Genomic DNA, 16164 nt, shown 5'->3' with positions numbered 1-16164 from the left:
GTCCGGTGCACCGCCGCGCAAGGAGCCTCCTCCGCATCAGGCTCCGCAGACCGGAGAACCCATGAAAACGGACATAGAACCCACATCCTCAACCACCGGGTCGCCAACCAAGGTCAAGACCCGCTCCACCGGCCGCGCCGGCGACAAGATCTTCCTCGGCCTCTCCCGGGGTTCCGGAATCGCCCTACTGGTGATCATGGCGGCCATCGCCGCCTTCCTCGCCTACCGCGCCGCCATCGCGATCTCCAAGGACGAGGCCAACTTCCTCACCTCCTTCGAGTGGGAGACCCCCGACGCGCCGTCGATACGGTTCGGCATCGCCGTCTTCGCCTACGGCACGGTGGTCAGCTCGATCATCGCCATGGTGATCGCCGTCCCGATCGCGGTCGGCATCGCGCTGTTCATCTCCCACTACGCCCCGCGCCGGCTGGCCACCCCCGTCGCGTACGTCATCGACCTGCTCGCCGCGGTGCCCAGCATCATCTACGGCCTGTGGGGCGCGCTCTTCCTCGTCCCGCATCTGACCGGCCTCTACACCTGGTTCGACGACTACCTGGGCTGGACCGGGATCCTCAGCTACCAGGGCGGCGCCGCACGCTCCCTGTTCACCGTCGGCATCCTGCTGGCGATCATGATCCTGCCGATCGTCACCAGCGTGAGCCGGGAGGTGTTCCGGCAGGTGCCGAAGATGCACGAGGAGGCCGCGCTGGCGCTCGGCGCGACCCGCTGGGAGGTCATCCGGATGGCGGTCCTGCCCTTCGGCCGCTCCGGCATCATCAGCGCCTCGATGCTGGGTCTGGGCCGCGCGCTGGGCGAGACCATGGCGGTCGCCACCGTGCTGTCCCCCAACCTCCTGATCGAGACCAGCCTGCTGGACCCGGGCGGCGGCACGTTCGCGCAGAACATCGCCAGCCGCTTCAAGGAAGCCGGTGACAACGGCCGTGACGCGCTGATCGCCTCCGGCCTGGTGCTGTTCGTCCTCACCCTGCTGGTGAACGGCGCCGCGCGAATGATCATCGCCCGCCGCAAGGAGTACTCGGGGACCGCCGCATGAGCAACGCCGTCATCGACAAGAGCGACGCCCCGGGCCGTGCGTCCGGCCCCTCCCCCCTCCGGCAGGCCCGGCTGCCCCGGTGGGCCCCGTACGCCCTGGTGGTGGTGTCGGTGGCCGCGGGTGCGGGCATCGGCACCGCCCTGGGCACGGACGACACGTTCCAGTGGGGCCTGATCGCCGCCCTGGTGTTCATCATCGCCTCGTTCGGCCTCGGCGCCGTGGTCGAGGGCGGCCGGCAGGCCAGGGACCGGCTGGCCACCAGCCTGGTGTGGGTCTGCTTCCTGCTCGCCGTCGTCCCGCTGCTCTCGCTGATCTGGGAGACCATCGACCGGGGCCGCACCGTGCTCGACGGCTACTTCCTGAGCCACTCCATGGAGGGCGTGCAGACGATCCTGCCCGGCGGTGGCGCGTACCACGCCATCATCGGCACCCTCGAGCAGGTCCTCCTGGCCGCGGTCATCGCCGTGCCGATCGGGCTGCTGACCGCCGTCTACCTGGTGGAATACGGCCGCGGCCGGCTCGCGAAGGCCGTCACCTTCTTCGTCGACGTGATGACCGGTATCCCCTCGATCGTCGCCGGTCTGTTCATCTTCAGCTTCTGGATCATCATCCTCGACTTCGACTACTCGGGCTTCGCCGGTGCCATGGCGCTGGCCATCCTGATGATGCCGATCATCGTCCGCTCGACCGAGGAAATGCTCAAGCTCGTCCCGGACGAGCTGCGGGAGGCGTCCCTCGCCCTCGGCGTGCCCAAGTGGCGCACCATCCTCAAGGTGGTGCTGCCCACCGCCATCGGCGGGATCACCACGGGTGTGATGCTCGCGGTCGCCCGTGTCGCCGGGGAGTCCGCGCCCATCGTGCTGCTGGTCTTCGGCGCCGCGGGGATCAACAACAACCCGTTCGAAGGCGCCCAGTCGTCGCTGCCCTACTACATCTACGAGCAGTGGCAGCTCGGCAACGAAGCCTCCTACAACCGGGCCTGGGCCGCGGCGCTCGTGCTCATCGCCTTCGTCATGATCCTGAACCTGGTGGCCCGCGGCATCGCCCGCTGGAAGGCCCCGAAGACCGGCCGCTGAGGCCAAGAAGAAGAGAAGTGATTCACATGGCCAAGCGCATCGACGTCAGCGGGCTCACCGCCTACTACGGCAGCCACAAAGCCATCGAGGACATCTCGATGACGGTCGAGCCCGGCTCGGTGACCGCCTTCATCGGCCCGTCGGGCTGCGGCAAGTCCACCTTCCTGCGCACCCTCAACCGGATGCACGAGGTCACGCCCGGCGGCCGGGTCGAGGGCAAGGTGATGCTCGACGACGAGAACCTCTACGGCTCGGACGTGGATCCGGTCTCCGTGCGCCGCACGGTCGGCATGGTCTTCCAGCGCCCCAACCCGTTCCCGACGATGTCCATCTTCGAGAACGTCGCGGCCGGGCTGAAGCTCAACGGCTCGTACAAGAAGAGCGAGCTCGAGGGCATCGTCGAGAAGTCCCTCAAGGGCGCCAACCTGTGGAACGAGGTCAAGGACCGGCTGAACAAGCCGGGCGCCGGGCTCTCCGGCGGTCAGCAGCAGCGGCTGTGCATCGCCCGCGCCATCGCGGTCGAGCCCGATGTGCTGCTGATGGACGAGCCCTGCTCGGCGCTCGACCCGATCTCGACGCTCGCCATCGAGGACCTGATCGGTGAGCTCAAGGAGCGCTTCACGATCGTCATCGTGACGCACAACATGCAGCAGGCGGCGCGCGTCTCGGACCGTACGGCCTTCTTCAACCTGGCCGGCGTCGGCCAGCCCGGCAAGCTCATCGAGATCGACGAGACCGAGCGGATCTTCTCCAACCCGTCGGTGCAGGCGACCGAGGACTACATCTCGGGCCGCTTCGGCTGACCAGGCCCCTCGCCCGCCCGGCGAGGAACCAAAACGTCCTGCGGTGCTGCATGGCGGTGCCACCGCAAGACGAGAAAGGGCCCGCCCCTGGCTCCCGGGGGCGGGCCCACTGCGTTTTTGCTCGTACGTCCGGCCGCACGTCCGGCTTCACGCGGGAACGTCTGGCTTTACGCGGAACGTCCGGCTTACGCGGAACGTCCGGCTTCACACGGGAACGCCCAACGGTCAGCCGAAGGCCAGGTTGACGATCCAGTAGCAGAGCGCGGCGACCGCGGCCGCCGCGGGCATGGTGATGAACCAGCCGAGGACGATGTTCTTCGCGACGCCCCAGCGGACCGCGCTCACCCGCTTGGTGGCCCCCACACCCATGATCGCCGACGTTATGACATGCGTGGTCGAGATCGGCGCCTGGAACATGAACGACGCCGTGTACATGACGCCGGCCGCCGTGGTCTCCGCCGCGAATCCCTGCGGCGGGTCCAGCTCGATGATCCGCCGTCCCAGCGTGCGCATGATGCGCCAGCCGCCCGCGTAGGTGCCGAGCGACAGCATCGCGGCGCAGGCGATCTTCACCCACACCGGAATCGCGTCGCCTTCGTCCTGGACGCCCCCGATGACCAGGGCCATCACCACGACACCCATGGTCTTCTGGGCATCCTGCAGACCGTGGCCGAGCGCCATGCCCGCCGCCGAGACGGTCTGCGCTATCCGGAAGCCGCGCTTGGCCTTGTGCGGGTTCGCGTTGCGGAACAGCCAGAGGATGATCACCATCACGAAGTAGCCCAGCACCAGGCCGACGACGGGCGAGAGCACCATCGGGATGACGATCTTCTCCAGCACCCCGTCCCAGTGGACCGTGCTGGCTCCCGCGAGTGCCGCGCCGACCAGCCCGCCGAACAGGGCGTGCGAGGAGGAGGACGGCAGACCGAAGTACCAGGTCACCATGTTCCAGGTGATCGCACCGACCAACCCGGCGAACAAGATCATCATGCCTTGGCCGCCCGTGGGGGTCGCGATCAGCCCCTCACTGACGGTTTTGGCGACGCCGCTGCCCAGGAAGGCACCCGCGAGGTTCATCACGGCGGCCATCGCCAGCGCCGCCCTGGGGGTCAGCGCCCGGGTGGAGACCGAGGTCGCGATGGCGTTGGCCGAGTCGTGGAAGCCGTTGGTATAGGTGAAGAAGAGCGCGACCGCGATGGTCACGACAAGCGCGAGGGTGTCCATGCCGGGGCTCAGGACTCCTTGACGGCGATGGTCTCGACCGTGTTGGCCACATGCTCGAAGGCGTCGGCCGCCTCCTCCAGCACATCGACGATCTGCTTGAGCTTGAGCACCTCGATGGCGTCGTACTTACCGTTGAAGAGGTGGGCCAGGAGCTTGCGGTGAATCTGGTCCGCCTGGTTCTCCAGCCGGTTGACCTCGATCCAGTACTCCGTGAGGTTGGTCATGGTGCGCAGATTCGGCATCGCCTCGGCGGTCAGCTCGGCCGCTCGCGCCAGCACCTCGATCTGCTGCTCGACCCCCTTGGGCAGCTCCTCGATCTGGTAGAGAACGACCAGGTCGACGGCCTCCTCCATGAAGTCCATGATGTCGTCGAGGGACGAGGCCAGGGAGTAGATGTCCTCGCGGTCGAACGGGGTGATGAAGGAGGAGTTCAGCTGGTGGAAGATCGCGTGTGTGGCGTCGTCCCCGGCGTGCTCCGCGGCCCTCATCCGCTCGGCGATCTCGGCACGAGCGGAGGAGTCCGCCCCGAGCAGTTCCATCAGGAGCTTGGAGCCGGTCACGATGTTGTCCGCGGACGCGGCGAACATGTCGTAAAAGCTCGTCTCCCTGGGGGTCAGACGAAAGCGCACTGGGGATCCTCGGAATGCAGCGGATGGGGACTCGTCGATGCTAGGCGCATCTTCCGGCCACGGTAACCGGCGTTCCCAGTGTCGCCCATAGGGCAGAGTGCTCAGCACGGGGGCCCGGTTCGACCGGAAAAGCCGGTACCATATACCCACTGGGGGTATATGGGGACAGAGGACGATCAACGGGAGGACGCCATGACGACCACGGCAGCCGACACCACCGCGCCCATCGAAGGCGACGAGCGGGGCCAGGCGTCCGGCCAGACGTCCGCCCAGGACTCCGTACCCCACGGCGGCCACGGGTACGCCAAGCAAAAGGATCAGCACCTCAAGCGGCTGCGCCGGATCGAGGGCCAGATCAGAGGATTGCAGCGGATGGTCGAGGAGGACGTCTACTGCATCGACATACTCACTCAGGTCTCGGCGAGCACCAAGGCGCTCCAGTCCTTCGCCCTCCAGCTGCTCGAGGAGCATTTGCGCCACTGCGTCGCCAGCGCGGCCGTGGAGAGCGCCGCCCAGGGCGAGACGGAGGGCACGAGCGAGGTGGACGCCAAGGTGGCCGAGGCCACAGCGGCCATCGCCCGGCTGCTGCGGACCTGAGCACCGGCTACCACCGCCGCCCCTGACCGCCGCGGGGCGTGGACATGACCGGGGTGGAGTTCCAGACGGACCGACCGGCGTGGACATGACCGGCACCGACATGACCGGCACCATGACCGCGTCCTCGCCGGACGGGACCCGCGAGGCATCCGTCCGACGAGGCGGCGACGTCGCTACGGGGCGTCCGGGCCCTCGGCCTCCGGGGCGCCCCCGACTCCCTCGGCGCCATGAGCGCCCGTGGCGCTTTGGACGCCTCCGGAACCTTTGACACCTGTGATGCCTTCGACGCCGTTGGCGCCCTCGGCCGATTCCGATCGGTCGGCCTGCACCCGGAGCACCTCGTCGATACGGTCCGTACTGAGCCTGTCCTCGTCCGCGCTCGACGCAGCGATCATCAAATCACCGTAGAGATCGATTTCGACGAGGGCCACGGGGTCCGGGCCCGACGAGCCGCGACGCGCAACCACGTGTTTCACCTCCTCCAGCGAGCACCTGCGAGCACTTTCGAGCAGCGGCTTCCCAGCGTAGGGATCGGTACACACTCCGCGCATGGCACGGATGGGCCATTTCGAAGGGCAAAGCGGGCCCCTCCGACTACTTCTGAGGTGATCCGACCTTTCCTGTGTAGATATCCGTGGGCTTGGGGAGCTCGACCACGGCCGGCGTCCCGAAGTCGTACAGCTCCGTCGTCGAGGCGACCCGCAGCGCACCGCGCCGCCCGGCGGCACCCGAGCCCTCCGACTCCCCCTGTCCGTCACCCCGGCCGCTCACCGTGAACCGGTGCCGCACCTGACGCAGCCGGCCGAGTCCGTCGAGATACGCGTCGAAGGGCACCGCGCGCTCGGCGAATCCCCGCGCCGCGGCCCCCAGCGAGCCCCGCGCACCCTCCGAGGCGGCCCGCGCCGCCCGGCCGATGTCGGTGGTGCCGCGGTAGTGGCGCACCAGATCCCCGCCGAGTCCCTCCTCGCCGACCAGGCTGGCCTTCCGCACCCCGCGCAGCAGCTCGGCGGCGGTCAGCGGGTCCGTGGCCCCGCCGGTGACCAGATTGCCGTCCGGAACGTCCGTGGTATCCACCCGCACCCATTTGTCGCGGGGAATGCCCGCGCCGCGGTTGCGCATGAAAAGCGCCCCGGAGGCCAGGAGTTCGGTGATCGGCGCGTGCTCGGCGGTCCCCGTCGCGTCCCTCGGCAGCAGCAGCCGCAGCCGGCCCAGCCGCTTCTCGAAGTCGTACGCACCGCTGCCCCGGATGGACACGCGGGTGCCGCCCGTTGCCGTCTCCATGGTCGTACGGACCCGTGAACTGCCCGATCTGACCAGCACATCCGCGGCCCGGTGCAGCACCGAGACCGCGCTCTCCCGCGCGGCGCCGCCGGGGCGTTCATCGGCCACCGTCTGGGAGGAACAGCCGCTGACGGCCGCCGGCGACACGGCCAGCAGTCCGGCCGCCACGACCCCGGCGACCGCCCTCACCCGTCTCCGTACGCCGAGCCCGCGCTGCTGGAACTCCATCGACCGCCGACCCCCTGGCCACGCTCGTCCACGCTTGATACTTGTTGGTTTAACGATCCGCACCGGTGGCCCGTCACGGCCCGATAGCGTGGTCATGTGCTCGACTCAGCCGACATGGGCCCCAGCCAGGACCGCACCACCACCGTGGAACGTGGCGCCTTCGCCATCGCCCGCTGCACCTGCGGCTGGTCCGGCCCGGCCCGTCGCGCCCGCGCCGTCGCCCGCGACGACGCGGCCGCCCACGCGACGGCCCGTCACTCCCCCTCCGGCGCGGGCGATTCACCGGCCTCGTCCGACTAGCGCGGCTTTGTCCGCCGCGACGCGTCAGTCCCGGCTTGTCCGTCCCCCGACAACTATTCGGCCACAAGCGGAACCACACCGCCCGGTGCACCCCTCTGACCCTGAGACCGGGCCGACTTCGCGGTGGCCCGGTCGACGGTTGAGAACAGCGTCGACAGGGAGGGGACACCGCCATGAACCGGCGGACACTGCTGGCAGCGGGCACGGGGCTGGCGGCCACCGCCACCTGGGCCACCGCGTGCGACGACGGCACGGGACAGGCCGGCGGCTCCTCCTCGACGGACGTCCGTTCGGCCTCCGCGAGCGGTACGCGCGGCGCCATCGACGGCAAGCCGCGGTCCGCCGACTGGAGCGCGCTCGGCAAGGACCTACAGGGCGACCTGGTGCGCCCAGGAGACTCCGACTACACCTCCGCCAGCCGGCTCTACAACACCCGCTTCGACCATCTGCGCCCCGCCGCCGTCGCCTATGCGGCGAACACCTCGGACATCTCCGCCTGTCTGGACTTCGCCCGGCGCCACGGCTCCCCCGTCGCCATACGCAACGGCGGGCACTCCTACGCCGGTTGGTCGAGCGGCGACGGCCGCCTGGTCATCGACGTCTCCACGCTCTCGTCGATCCGCACGACCTCCGGCGAGGCACGGATCGGCGCCGGCGCCAAGCTCATCGACGTCTACACACAGCTCGGCGCCCACGGGGTCACCGTCCCCGGTGGCTCCTGCCCGAGCGTCGGCATCTCAGGGCTGACCCTCGGCGGCGGCCACGGCGTGGTCTCCCGGGCGTACGGGCTCACCGCCGACAGCCTCACCGGGGCGACCATCGTCACCGCGGACGGCAAGACCCTGGAGGTCTCCAAGGACCGCGAGGCCGATCTGTTCTGGGCGCTGCGCGGCGCGGGCAACGGCAACTTCGGCGTCGTCACCGAACTGCGCTTCCGTACGCACGCGGCGGCCGACGGCGTCACCTGCTACATGTCATGGCCGTGGGCCAAGGCCACGAAGGTGCTGAGCGCCTGGCAGACCTGGGGTCCGGACCAGCCGGACGAGATCTGGTCGGCGCTGCACCTTTCGGCCACCCCCGGACACACCCCCACCGTATCCGTGAGCTGCTTCTCGCTCGGCACCTACGGCGCGCTGCAAGACGCGGTGGACCGGCTCGCCGACGGACCCGGCGGCCCCGGCCCCGCCTCCCAGGTCTCCCTGCGCCGCCGCGGTTACGTCGACGCCATGCGGATGTACGCGGGCTGCGGCGACACCTCGACGACCGACTGCCACCTGCCCGGCGACAAGCCCGGCCGCAGCACCTCCGGGGTGCTGAACCGCGAGACCTACGCGGCGCGCTCGGACTTCTACGACCGCTCGCTGAGCCAGGCGGGCGTACGGGCCATGCTCGACCAGCTGGACCGCTACGGACGGCGCACCAGCGGCGGGGGCGGGGTCAGCATCGCGCTCACCGCGCTCGGCGGGGCGGTCAACCGGGTCGCGCCCACGGCCACGTCCTTCGTCCACCGCCGCTCGCGGTTCCTCGCGCAGTACACCGCGTCCTGGGCGGCGAGCGGCTCGGGCAGCGCGCCGAACGCCTGGCTGGACGAGGCCCATACGGCGATGCGGCGGTACGCCTCCGGGGCGGCGTACCAGAACTACACGGACGCGTCGCTGAAGGACTGGCGCTCGGCGTACTACGGCTCGGCCGCCGACAAGCTCACGCGGCTGAAGAAGCGGTACGACCCGGACCGGCTCTTCGACTTCCCGCAGGCGCTGTGAGCACCCGGATGCGCTGAAGGCCCGGCTGCCGCCGGGCCTTCTCGGAACCCTTCATCGCATCCGTAAGGAAGCCGCTCAGGCCGCCAGGTCCTTGTTCCCGCGGTCGCCGTCCGCCGAGCGGGACCCGGGAAGCTCCGGGAACGCCTCGTCCGCACCCCGGTCCGCCGCGGCGGGCTCGGTCCGCACCAGCCACCCGGCGCGCGAGTTCGCGAGGGTGGTGGTCAGCGGTGTCAGCAGCATCATCGCGAGCGGCGCCAGCAGCAGCGTGACCGCCGTGCCCAGCGCGAACCCACCGATCACGTCGGTGGGGTAGTGGACGCCCATATAGACGCGGCAGAACCCTTCCAGCAGCGCGAGGCCTATCGCGATCGACCCGTAGGCGCGGTGGGCCATGAAGACACCGGCGGCGACCGCCATGGTCAGCGTCGCGTGGTCGCTGACGAACGAGAAGTCGGTCTTCCCCGCGACCAGGACGTCGAGCCCCTGGTGGTCGTTGAAGGGCCGCGGCCGCTCGACGAAGCCGCGGATCGGGATGTTGGCCACCAGCGCCAGCCCGGCGGCCAGCGGGGCCCACACCAGCCCGGCGACGGCGGACGGCGCGTCCTGCGGCCGCTTCCGCACGTTCCACCAGGCGGCCAGGGTCACCAGGGCGAGCCCGATGATGATCCCGTACTCGCCGACGAACTCCATGACGCGGTCGAACCAGTGGGGGGCGTCCTTCGCCAGCCCGTTGATGTCGTAGAGAAGGCTGACATCGGGGTTCGACCCGTCCAGTGCGAGTCCAGCCATATGCCGTGGCCCCTTATCTCTTGCCTGTCACTACGTGCAGCTGCCAACCCCCGTCATGCCGTGCGATCGTGGTCACCGCGACCGCCGCCGGACAGTCCGCCGTCGGTCCACACGGATCCACGCTCGATCCACTTCCAGGGAACGCCCTCTTCTCGCCGGGGGTTCCGTTCTCAACCCAACGATCACCGGGACGTTATCGAAGGGTGACCGATCGTCGCAGCTCAGGGGGAATCTTCACGCGGAGTTCGCCCGCGGCAGCGCTTTTGCGCCATCTTGGGTCACCCGCGTAGCACCGATGTAGTCCGGCGTGTCGATCTTGTCAAAACGGATCACCGCACCGGTGTAGGGAGCGTTGATCATGTAGCCGCCGCCCACATAGATCCCCACGTGGTGGATCGATCTCGGATCGTCGAGGTCGTAGGCGAAGAAGACCAGGTCCCCGGGGAGCAGCTCGTCCCGCTTGGGATGCGGTCCGGCGTTCCACTGGTCGTTGGCGACGCGCGGCAGGTCGATCCCGACCGTCTTGTACGCCGCCTTCGTCAGCCCCGAGCAGTCGAACCGCCCGCCCTGCTCCGGCGTGCCGTTCCCGCCCCACAGATAGGGCTTGCCGAGCTGCTTCTGCGCGAAGTAGATCGCCCCGGCCGACTGCTGGGAGGGCTGGACCTTCTGGACCGGCGCCTCGAAGCTCTTGGCGAGGGTGGTAATGGTCTTCACATAGTTCTGGGTCTCGCTGTAAGGCGGCACCCCGCCGTACTTGATCACCGCGTACGCACCCGCGTTGTACGAGGCCAGCATGTTGTGCGTCGGGTTGCCCGGCACGTCCTTGACGTACTTGGCGAGCGAACAGTCATAGGCGGCCGCCGACGGGATCGCGTCCTGCGGGTCCCAGATGTCCTTGACGCCGTCCTTGTTGCCGTCGACCCCGTGCGAGGCCCAGGTGGCGGGGATGAACTGCGCCAGCCCCTTGGCGTTGGCCGGGCTCTGCGCCTTCGCGTTCCAGCCGCTCTCCTGGTAGAGCTGCGCGGCGAGGAGCGCCGGGTTGATGGCGGAGCAGGAGTTCCCATACTCCTGGATCAGCGATTCGTACGCGGCGGGGACGGAGCCCTTCGCCAGCCCGACGGCCTTACCGCCCGCACCGCCGACGAGGTCCGCCGCGACCATGTAGGTGCCGACGACGAGCAGCGCGACGAAGGAAAAGGAGACTCCGAGACCGACACTGACACCCAGCCAGACCTTACGCACCCGGCCATCCTCCCCCATTCACCTGCGCTGCGAACACGTTTCCGTACGCACGGCGAAAATCAGCCGCTCCCCAGCCGAAACCATACGACGGGTCCCCGCCGCGCGCCCCCCTGTGCGCCGCCGACCCGCCCCCGCGCCTCGCCGCCCCCGTCCCCGCACCTCGCCGCTCCGCCTCGGCCGCTGCTCGCGGGCCGACGGGAAGCGTAGAGTCCAGCCGTCCGAGCACCACGACCCTGAGGACCGCAGATGACACGGCTCGACTGGCAAGACCTCGACTGGCAGCGGGCCGCCCCCGCCGACAGCGAGGAGGGCATCGCCTACCTCGAGGTGGCCGTGGGCCCCGACGACCAGATCCTGATGCGCGAGAGCAACGACCCGGAGACCGTCGTGGTCACGACCCGGGCCAAGTGGGAGGCGTTCATCAAAGGGGTCAAGGCGGGCGAGTTCGACGACTTCGCCGACCTCACCGAGGCCGACGGGCCCGCCGGCCCATGAGCGACGGACGGGCCTCCGGCGGCCCTCACCGATCGTTGCCCAACACGCACCCGCGTGATACACAGAGTGACCATACGACACTCCTTTGACACGCCTCACACCCCTGACAGACGGCCGTGTCCCACAACACGCACGAGATCCGCTAAGAAATGCCGCCAAATCGACATGCGGAAGCGGATTCATCAGCGAAGATAGAGGCTGACCCACGCCATACCGGGCGGGGGACACAACTACCCACAAGGGGCGGTGAGTTCATCATGTTCCTAGCGGCCGAAAAGGGCGACATCAACACCATCATCGGCGGAATCGCCCCAGACTGGGGTCCGTTCGGCAGCCTGGGCAGCGAAGCCCGCGTCATGATCGAGGTCGTGATGGCGGTCGCCCTGCTGCTGTGCTTCGGCATCGCCATCTGGGGTGCGGCCAAGCAGCGGATCGGCGCGACGGCGCTGCGCGACACCTTCAGCGCCGAGCAGGGCAAGGGGCTGATCGTCGCCGGCCTCACCGGTGTGTTCATCATCGGTTCACTGGGCACGCTTTTCACGATCGTCTACGGCATGGCCATCTAGCCACGCCCCCGCCCACTCCCGAGCCACTCCCCCGCGCGCGGCGCACCCCCCCTGGCCGCAAGCCTCCGCCCCCGATTCCCCCTACCAGCCCCACACTCCGTACCCGAGGCTGCTTCCTGATGCCCGCTCCCGCTCCCCACGCTGAGGTCGTGTCAGCTTGATGTCCACTCACACCAGCGCGTCCGAGCGTCAGTCCGCACCGCTACCGTCGTATGCGGGTGGCAAAAGAGGGACCATGGATGACGCGGTCGGCAGGATCGGCAGAATCCGCGGGGCCGGCAGGGTCAGCGGGCTCGGCACGGGCGAAGGGGCGTACGCAGGATGAGTCTGGGCGACGACGGATACGGCGGTGACTACGAGGGCCACGAGACGCGCCGCGGCCGCGGCGCGTCCCCCGAAGGCCACCTGACGCGCACCCGCCTGCCCGAGGGCGACGGCGACCCCTACGGCCCGCCCCGCCGGGCCCCCGGCCGCACCGGCAAACCCAGCCGCAACCTGATCACCGTCGTCGGCGTCGTCGTCCTCCTCCTCGCGGCCATCGCCTTCGTCAACCGCGGCGGCGACAACAACGGCGACACCGACAACGGCGACACCGGCGGCACCAGCACCGAAGCCCGCCCCACCGCCCCCACGGGCGAACGCCCGGTCGAGGGCAAGAACAACACCACGGGCATCGCCTCGGGCTTCGCCAAGTCGGAACAGGGGGCGCAGAGCGCGGCGGCGAACTATGCGGTGGCGCTCGCCTCCGCCGATATGTACAACCGCGAACGACGCCATGAGATCGTCCCCCAGATCTTCACCAGCGCGGCCGCCGCCCGGCTCCAGCCCAGACTCGACAAGGCCTACTCCGCGGCATCCCTGGAAAAAATCGGCCTGGACGCCGACGGCAAGGCGGCCGACGGAATGACCTACGTCTCGCGTACCGCCCCTCTGGGCACCAAGGTCAACAAGATCTCGGGGACCAGCGCAACCGTCGCCGTCTGGTGCACAGGCGTATTCGGAACCGCCGGAGAAGGGTCGAAGAACCCGGTCACCAACGACTGGTTCACCCTGACACTGAAGCTGCGGTGGGTGAACAACGACTGGAAGGCCGAGAGCTACTCGCAGAAGGCCGGTCCAGCCCCGGTCAACAGCGACCGCACCGCGTCCACGGCCGATGAGATCGCCAAGGCAGTCGAGCAGTACGGAGGGTTCACCTATGCCCGCTAGCCACCGCCGCCGTGCTCTCACACTCGCCGGAGCTCTGGCGTCCGTGCAGACGGCCGCCATCCTCCTGGCCAGCCGCGCCGCGGCAGCGCCCAGCCCCACGCCGACCCCGTCGGACGAGGGTCACTGCGGCGACATCATCGGCCCCGCGCCCTGTGGAGAGGATTCCGGCGGCTCCAGCGGCCCCCCCGATACCTCCAACCCCCTGGACCCCGCCGCCTCCCTGGCCCGCGGCTGCGCCGACGCCGCCTCCTGGCTCGTCGGCAAGCTCTCCAAGCTCGTCAAGGAGACGGCCAACGTCGACTTCACCAACGAGTCGTTCCTCCGCCAGTACGCCGTCGTCTTCGCCGCCTCCACCGTCCTCACCCTCATCCTCTGGCTCCTCGCCGTCGCCAAGCGCGCCATCCGCGGCGTCCCCCTCGGCGAGGCGCTCTCCGAAGCCATAGGTTTCCTCTGGCTGACGGTCCTGGCCTCCGCCTTCACGCCCCTCATCCTCTATACGGTCGTCACCGCGACCGACGCCGTCACCGACGCCATCTCCACCGGCAGCGGTGCGGACAACGACGCCTTCTTCGGCTCCTTCGCCCAGGCGCTCAAGCGGGACGAGGACATCGGCGGCGGCCCCATCATGCTCATCGTCGTCTCGCTCGTGACGATCCTCGCCGCCGGCGTCCTCTGCCTCGAACTCGTCATCCGCGCCGCCCTCCTCTACGTGGGCGCGCTGCTCGGCACCGCCGTCTACTCAGGCCTCGTCGACAAGAACATGTGGGGGCATGTGCGCCGCTGGGCAGGGATCATGATCGCCGTGATCCTCGTCAAACCGGTGATCGTGATAGTCCTGGCGCTCGCCGGCGCGCTGTCCACCTCCGGCGACGAGCCCGACGCCTTCTCGGCCGTCGTCTCCGGCCTGTCCATCATCATCCTCGCCATCTTCGCCAGCGCGATGATCTACCGCTTCGTGCCGGGCTTCGGCGACGAGATCGTCAAGGCCCGCAGCGCCAGCGCCGATCCCGCGTCCCGCCAGGCCGCCGCCGTCATCAGCTCTCCCGCCGCTCTGGTGAAGCAGGGCATCAACACCCACAGCGCCCGCGGCGGCGACGCCGGCGGAGGCGGCGCCGCCACCCCGGGGCAGGTCAAGCCCGCCAACCCCGTCTCCGGCGGGGTATCGGCCCACAGCACCCGCACCGGCGGCGGAGGCGGAACAGGCTCGGGCGGCGGGGGCGGCGCACCCGCGCCCGCCAGCCGCACCGGCCACCCCGGCGGTTCAGCCGGCGCCTCCACCAGCAACCGCAGCTCCGGCAACACCCCGGGAGGTGACCGACGGTGACGATCGACGCCCAGTCGCATCCCATCGCACCCCGTCGCACATATCTGATCGGACGTCCCCGCCCCAACGCGATCGTCGGCAAGAACCGCGAGACCGGCGAGATCGCGCTGATCATCGCGGGGGCGTTCATCGGGATGATGTGCGGGCTGCTGGTGCCAGTGCTGATGTTCCGCATCGTCGCCCTGGTCGGCTTCCCCACCCTCGCCCTCGCCGCCGTGTACGTTCCGTACAACGGGCGGACGTTCTACAGGTGGTTCGAGATCAACCGCTCCTACAAGCGCAGCGTCCGTAAGGGCACCACCACCTACCGCTCCGGCGCCGCCGAGGCCGGTACCCGCCTCGACGGCCGCGAGATCGAGGTCGGCCCGCCCCCCGGCATCGGCCGGATCAACTGGCTGGCCGCCCCCTTCGGCCCCGACGAGATCGCCGTGCTGTTGCACGCCGACCGCCGCACCGTCACCGCCGCCATCGAGATCGAGGGCCCCGGCGTCGGCCTGCGCGACAGCGAGGACCAGGAGGCCCTGGTCGACCGGTTCGGCACCCTGCTCAAGCACGTGGCCAACGGCGACGGTTTCGTGACCCGTCTGCAGATGCTGGCCCGCACCCTCCCCGCCGACCCCGACGCGCACGCCAAGGACGTCGAGCGGCGCGGCGACGACAACGCCCCCGCCTGGCTCAAGGACTCCTACGACCAGTTGCAGTCCATGGTCTCCACCTCCTCCGAGCAGCACCGCGCCTATCTCGTCGCCTGTATGCACTACACGCGCGAGCTCGCCGCCGAGGCCCAGGCCATCGCGCGCGCCGCCCGCCACAGCGGCGGCGGCCGCCGGCTCGACAAGGACGCCGGCCTCGCCGTGGTGATGGCCCGTGAGCTGACCGACATCTGCGCCCGGCTCGCCGAGGCCGACATCCGGGTGCGGCAGCCCCTGGGGCAGGGGCGGCTGTCGTCGCTCATCCACTCCATGTACGACCCGGACCACCCCATCGACCACATCCAGGCGATGACCAAGCGGAACGCCTGGCCCGCCGAGCTGGACGCGATGGAGCCCACCTACCTCCAGGCCAAGACCCGGGAGTCGAGCACCCGCGAGCCCTGGTGCCATGCCACGGCCTGGGTGAAGGAGTGGCCCATGACGCCGGTCGGGGTCAACTTCCTCGCCCCGCTGCTCGTCCACACCCCCGATGTCATCCGTACGGTCGCCGTCTGCATGGACCTCGAGCCCACCGAGGTCGCCATCGAGCGGATGCTCACCGAGAAGACCAACGACGAGGCCGAGGCCAGCCGCGCCGCGAAGATGAACCGCACCGTCGACCCGCGCGACATCGCCGCCCACGGCCGGCTCGACCAGCGCGGCGAGGACCTCGCCAGCGGCGCCGCGGGCGTCAACCTCGTCGGCTACATCACCGTCTCCTCCCGGTCGCCGGAGGCCCTCGCGCGCGACAAGCGGACCATCCGGGCCTCGGCGGGGAAGAGCTACCTCAAGCTGGAGTGGTGCGACCGCGAACACCACCGGGCCTTTGTGAACACGTTGCCGTTCGCGACCGGCATCCGCCGATAGAGACGACTGGGACGACAGGGACGAT

General features: G+C 69.6%; 17 protein-coding genes. 11 read left to right on the top strand and 6 right to left on the bottom strand.

The window, feature by feature from the left end:
- Positions 1-61 precede the first annotated feature (61 nt).
- From pstC to pstB, 3 genes are read left to right on the top strand one after another with little or no spacing between them, the layout of a single operon-like run.
- Positions 62-1054, top strand: a complete 993-nt coding sequence (gene pstC, locus N6H00_RS21820; protein ID WP_268973492.1) for a phosphate ABC transporter permease subunit PstC — start codon at positions 62-64, stop codon at positions 1052-1054.
- Positions 1051-2130, top strand: a complete 1080-nt coding sequence (gene pstA / locus N6H00_RS21815) for a phosphate ABC transporter permease PstA (RefSeq protein ID WP_268973491.1) — start codon at positions 1051-1053, stop codon at positions 2128-2130. The genes pstC and pstA overlap by 4 nt, the downstream gene beginning before the upstream one ends.
- A gap of 26 nt (positions 2131-2156) precedes the next feature.
- Positions 2157-2933, top strand: a complete 777-nt coding sequence (gene pstB, locus N6H00_RS21810; RefSeq protein WP_268973490.1) for a phosphate ABC transporter ATP-binding protein PstB — start codon at positions 2157-2159, stop codon at positions 2931-2933.
- A 225-nt stretch (positions 2934-3158) separates the two neighbouring features.
- On the opposite strand, the gene N6H00_RS21805 is transcribed toward pstB, so the two are convergent.
- Complete coding sequence (locus tag N6H00_RS21805) at positions 3159-4157, bottom strand: inorganic phosphate transporter (protein WP_268973489.1); 999 nt, start codon at positions 4155-4157, stop codon at positions 3159-3161.
- Between the two features lie 8 nt (positions 4158-4165).
- Positions 4166-4786, bottom strand: coding sequence for a DUF47 domain-containing protein (locus N6H00_RS21800; protein ID WP_268973488.1), 621 nt, complete (start codon positions 4784-4786; stop codon positions 4166-4168).
- A 192-nt stretch (positions 4787-4978) separates the two neighbouring features.
- Between N6H00_RS21800 and N6H00_RS21795 the strand changes: the two genes are divergently transcribed.
- Positions 4979-5383 (top strand): metal-sensitive transcriptional regulator, encoded by a 405-nt coding sequence (locus N6H00_RS21795; RefSeq protein ID WP_268973487.1) that lies wholly within the window; start codon positions 4979-4981, stop codon positions 5381-5383.
- Positions 5384-5556: 173 nt separating this feature from the next.
- Here the strand turns inward: N6H00_RS21795 and N6H00_RS21790 are convergent, their stop codons facing one another.
- A complete protein-coding gene (locus N6H00_RS21790) occupies positions 5557-5778 on the bottom strand; it encodes a hypothetical protein (RefSeq protein WP_268977297.1) in 222 nt (73 codons plus the stop codon).
- Positions 5779-5977: 199 nt separating this feature from the next.
- Complete coding sequence (locus N6H00_RS21785) at positions 5978-6892, bottom strand: hypothetical protein (protein ID WP_268973485.1); 915 nt, start codon at positions 6890-6892, stop codon at positions 5978-5980.
- A 96-nt stretch (positions 6893-6988) separates the two neighbouring features.
- Here N6H00_RS21785 and N6H00_RS21780 point away from each other — a divergent pair, with 96 nt between their 5' ends.
- Positions 6989-7192 (top strand): hypothetical protein, encoded by a 204-nt coding sequence (locus tag N6H00_RS21780; protein WP_443073007.1) that lies wholly within the window; start codon positions 6989-6991, stop codon positions 7190-7192.
- 173 nt (positions 7193-7365) lie between these two features.
- Positions 7366-8955: an FAD-binding oxidoreductase gene (locus tag N6H00_RS21775; protein WP_268973483.1), complete on the top strand. Its 1590-nt coding sequence runs from the start codon at positions 7366-7368 to the stop codon at positions 8953-8955.
- Positions 8956-9030: 75 nt separating this feature from the next.
- On the opposite strand, the gene N6H00_RS21770 is transcribed toward N6H00_RS21775, so the two are convergent.
- Entirely contained in the window at positions 9031-9744 is a 714-nt protein-coding gene (locus N6H00_RS21770; protein ID WP_268973482.1) for a phosphatase PAP2 family protein, read from the bottom strand.
- 234 nt (positions 9745-9978) lie between these two features.
- Positions 9979-10986 (bottom strand): C40 family peptidase, encoded by a 1008-nt coding sequence (locus N6H00_RS21765; RefSeq protein ID WP_311036797.1) that lies wholly within the window; start codon positions 10984-10986, stop codon positions 9979-9981.
- 246 nt (positions 10987-11232) lie between these two features.
- Here N6H00_RS21765 and N6H00_RS21760 point away from each other — a divergent pair, with 246 nt between their 5' ends.
- From N6H00_RS21760 to N6H00_RS21740, 5 genes are all read left to right on the top strand, one after another.
- Complete coding sequence (locus N6H00_RS21760; protein ID WP_268973480.1) at positions 11233-11481, top strand: DUF397 domain-containing protein; 249 nt, start codon at positions 11233-11235, stop codon at positions 11479-11481.
- Between the two features lie 257 nt (positions 11482-11738).
- On the top strand, positions 11739-12047 hold the full coding sequence (locus N6H00_RS21755) for a hypothetical protein (protein ID WP_009716148.1): 309 nt from the start codon (positions 11739-11741) through the stop codon (positions 12045-12047).
- A gap of 321 nt (positions 12048-12368) precedes the next feature.
- Positions 12369-13256 carry a hypothetical protein gene (locus N6H00_RS21750; protein ID WP_268973479.1) on the top strand — a complete coding sequence of 296 codons (888 nt, stop codon included), beginning with the start codon at positions 12369-12371 and terminating at the stop codon, positions 13254-13256.
- Positions 13246-14580: a hypothetical protein gene (locus tag N6H00_RS21745; protein ID WP_268973478.1), complete on the top strand. Its 1335-nt coding sequence runs from the start codon at positions 13246-13248 to the stop codon at positions 14578-14580. The genes N6H00_RS21750 and N6H00_RS21745 overlap by 11 nt, the downstream gene beginning before the upstream one ends.
- A 2-nt stretch (positions 14581-14582) precedes the next feature.
- On the top strand, positions 14583-16139 hold the full coding sequence (locus N6H00_RS21740) for an SCO6880 family protein (protein WP_268977066.1): 1557 nt from the start codon (positions 14583-14585) through the stop codon (positions 16137-16139).
- Positions 16140-16164 lie beyond the last annotated feature (25 nt).

This window comes from Streptomyces sp. S465 (genome assembly GCF_026898115.1).
Taxonomy (GTDB): Bacteria; Actinomycetota; Actinomycetes; order Streptomycetales; family Streptomycetaceae; genus Streptomyces; species Streptomyces luomodiensis.
The sequence above is the reverse complement of the archived record's forward strand: the minus strand, read 5'-3'. Positions and strand labels throughout refer to the sequence as shown.

Excerpts from the sequence above, each read along its gene's own strand:
- pstC (WP_268973492.1), top strand. The coding sequence starts at position 62 with ATGAAAACGGACATAGAACCCACATCCTCAACCACCGGGTCGCCAACC.
- pstA (WP_268973491.1), top strand. The coding sequence starts at position 1,051 with ATGAGCAACGCCGTCATCGACAAGAGCGACGCCCCGGGCCGTGCGTCC.
- pstB (WP_268973490.1), top strand. The coding sequence starts at position 2,157 with ATGGCCAAGCGCATCGACGTCAGCGGGCTCACCGCCTACTACGGCAGC.
- N6H00_RS21805 (WP_268973489.1), bottom strand. The coding sequence starts at position 4,157 with ATGGACACCCTCGCGCTTGTCGTGACCATCGCGGTCGCGCTCTTCTTC.
- N6H00_RS21795 (WP_268973487.1), top strand. The coding sequence starts at position 4,979 with ATGACGACCACGGCAGCCGACACCACCGCGCCCATCGAAGGCGACGAG.
- N6H00_RS21790 (WP_268977297.1), bottom strand. The coding sequence starts at position 5,778 with ATGATCGCTGCGTCGAGCGCGGACGAGGACAGGCTCAGTACGGACCGT.
- N6H00_RS21785 (WP_268973485.1), bottom strand. The coding sequence starts at position 6,892 with ATGGAGTTCCAGCAGCGCGGGCTCGGCGTACGGAGACGGGTGAGGGCG.
- N6H00_RS21775 (WP_268973483.1), top strand. The coding sequence starts at position 7,366 with ATGAACCGGCGGACACTGCTGGCAGCGGGCACGGGGCTGGCGGCCACC.
- N6H00_RS21770 (WP_268973482.1), bottom strand. The coding sequence starts at position 9,744 with ATGGCTGGACTCGCACTGGACGGGTCGAACCCCGATGTCAGCCTTCTC.
- N6H00_RS21760 (WP_268973480.1), top strand. The coding sequence starts at position 11,233 with ATGACACGGCTCGACTGGCAAGACCTCGACTGGCAGCGGGCCGCCCCC.
- N6H00_RS21755 (WP_009716148.1), top strand. The coding sequence starts at position 11,739 with ATGTTCCTAGCGGCCGAAAAGGGCGACATCAACACCATCATCGGCGGA.
- N6H00_RS21750 (WP_268973479.1), top strand. The coding sequence starts at position 12,369 with ATGAGTCTGGGCGACGACGGATACGGCGGTGACTACGAGGGCCACGAG.
- N6H00_RS21745 (WP_268973478.1), top strand. The coding sequence starts at position 13,246 with ATGCCCGCTAGCCACCGCCGCCGTGCTCTCACACTCGCCGGAGCTCTG.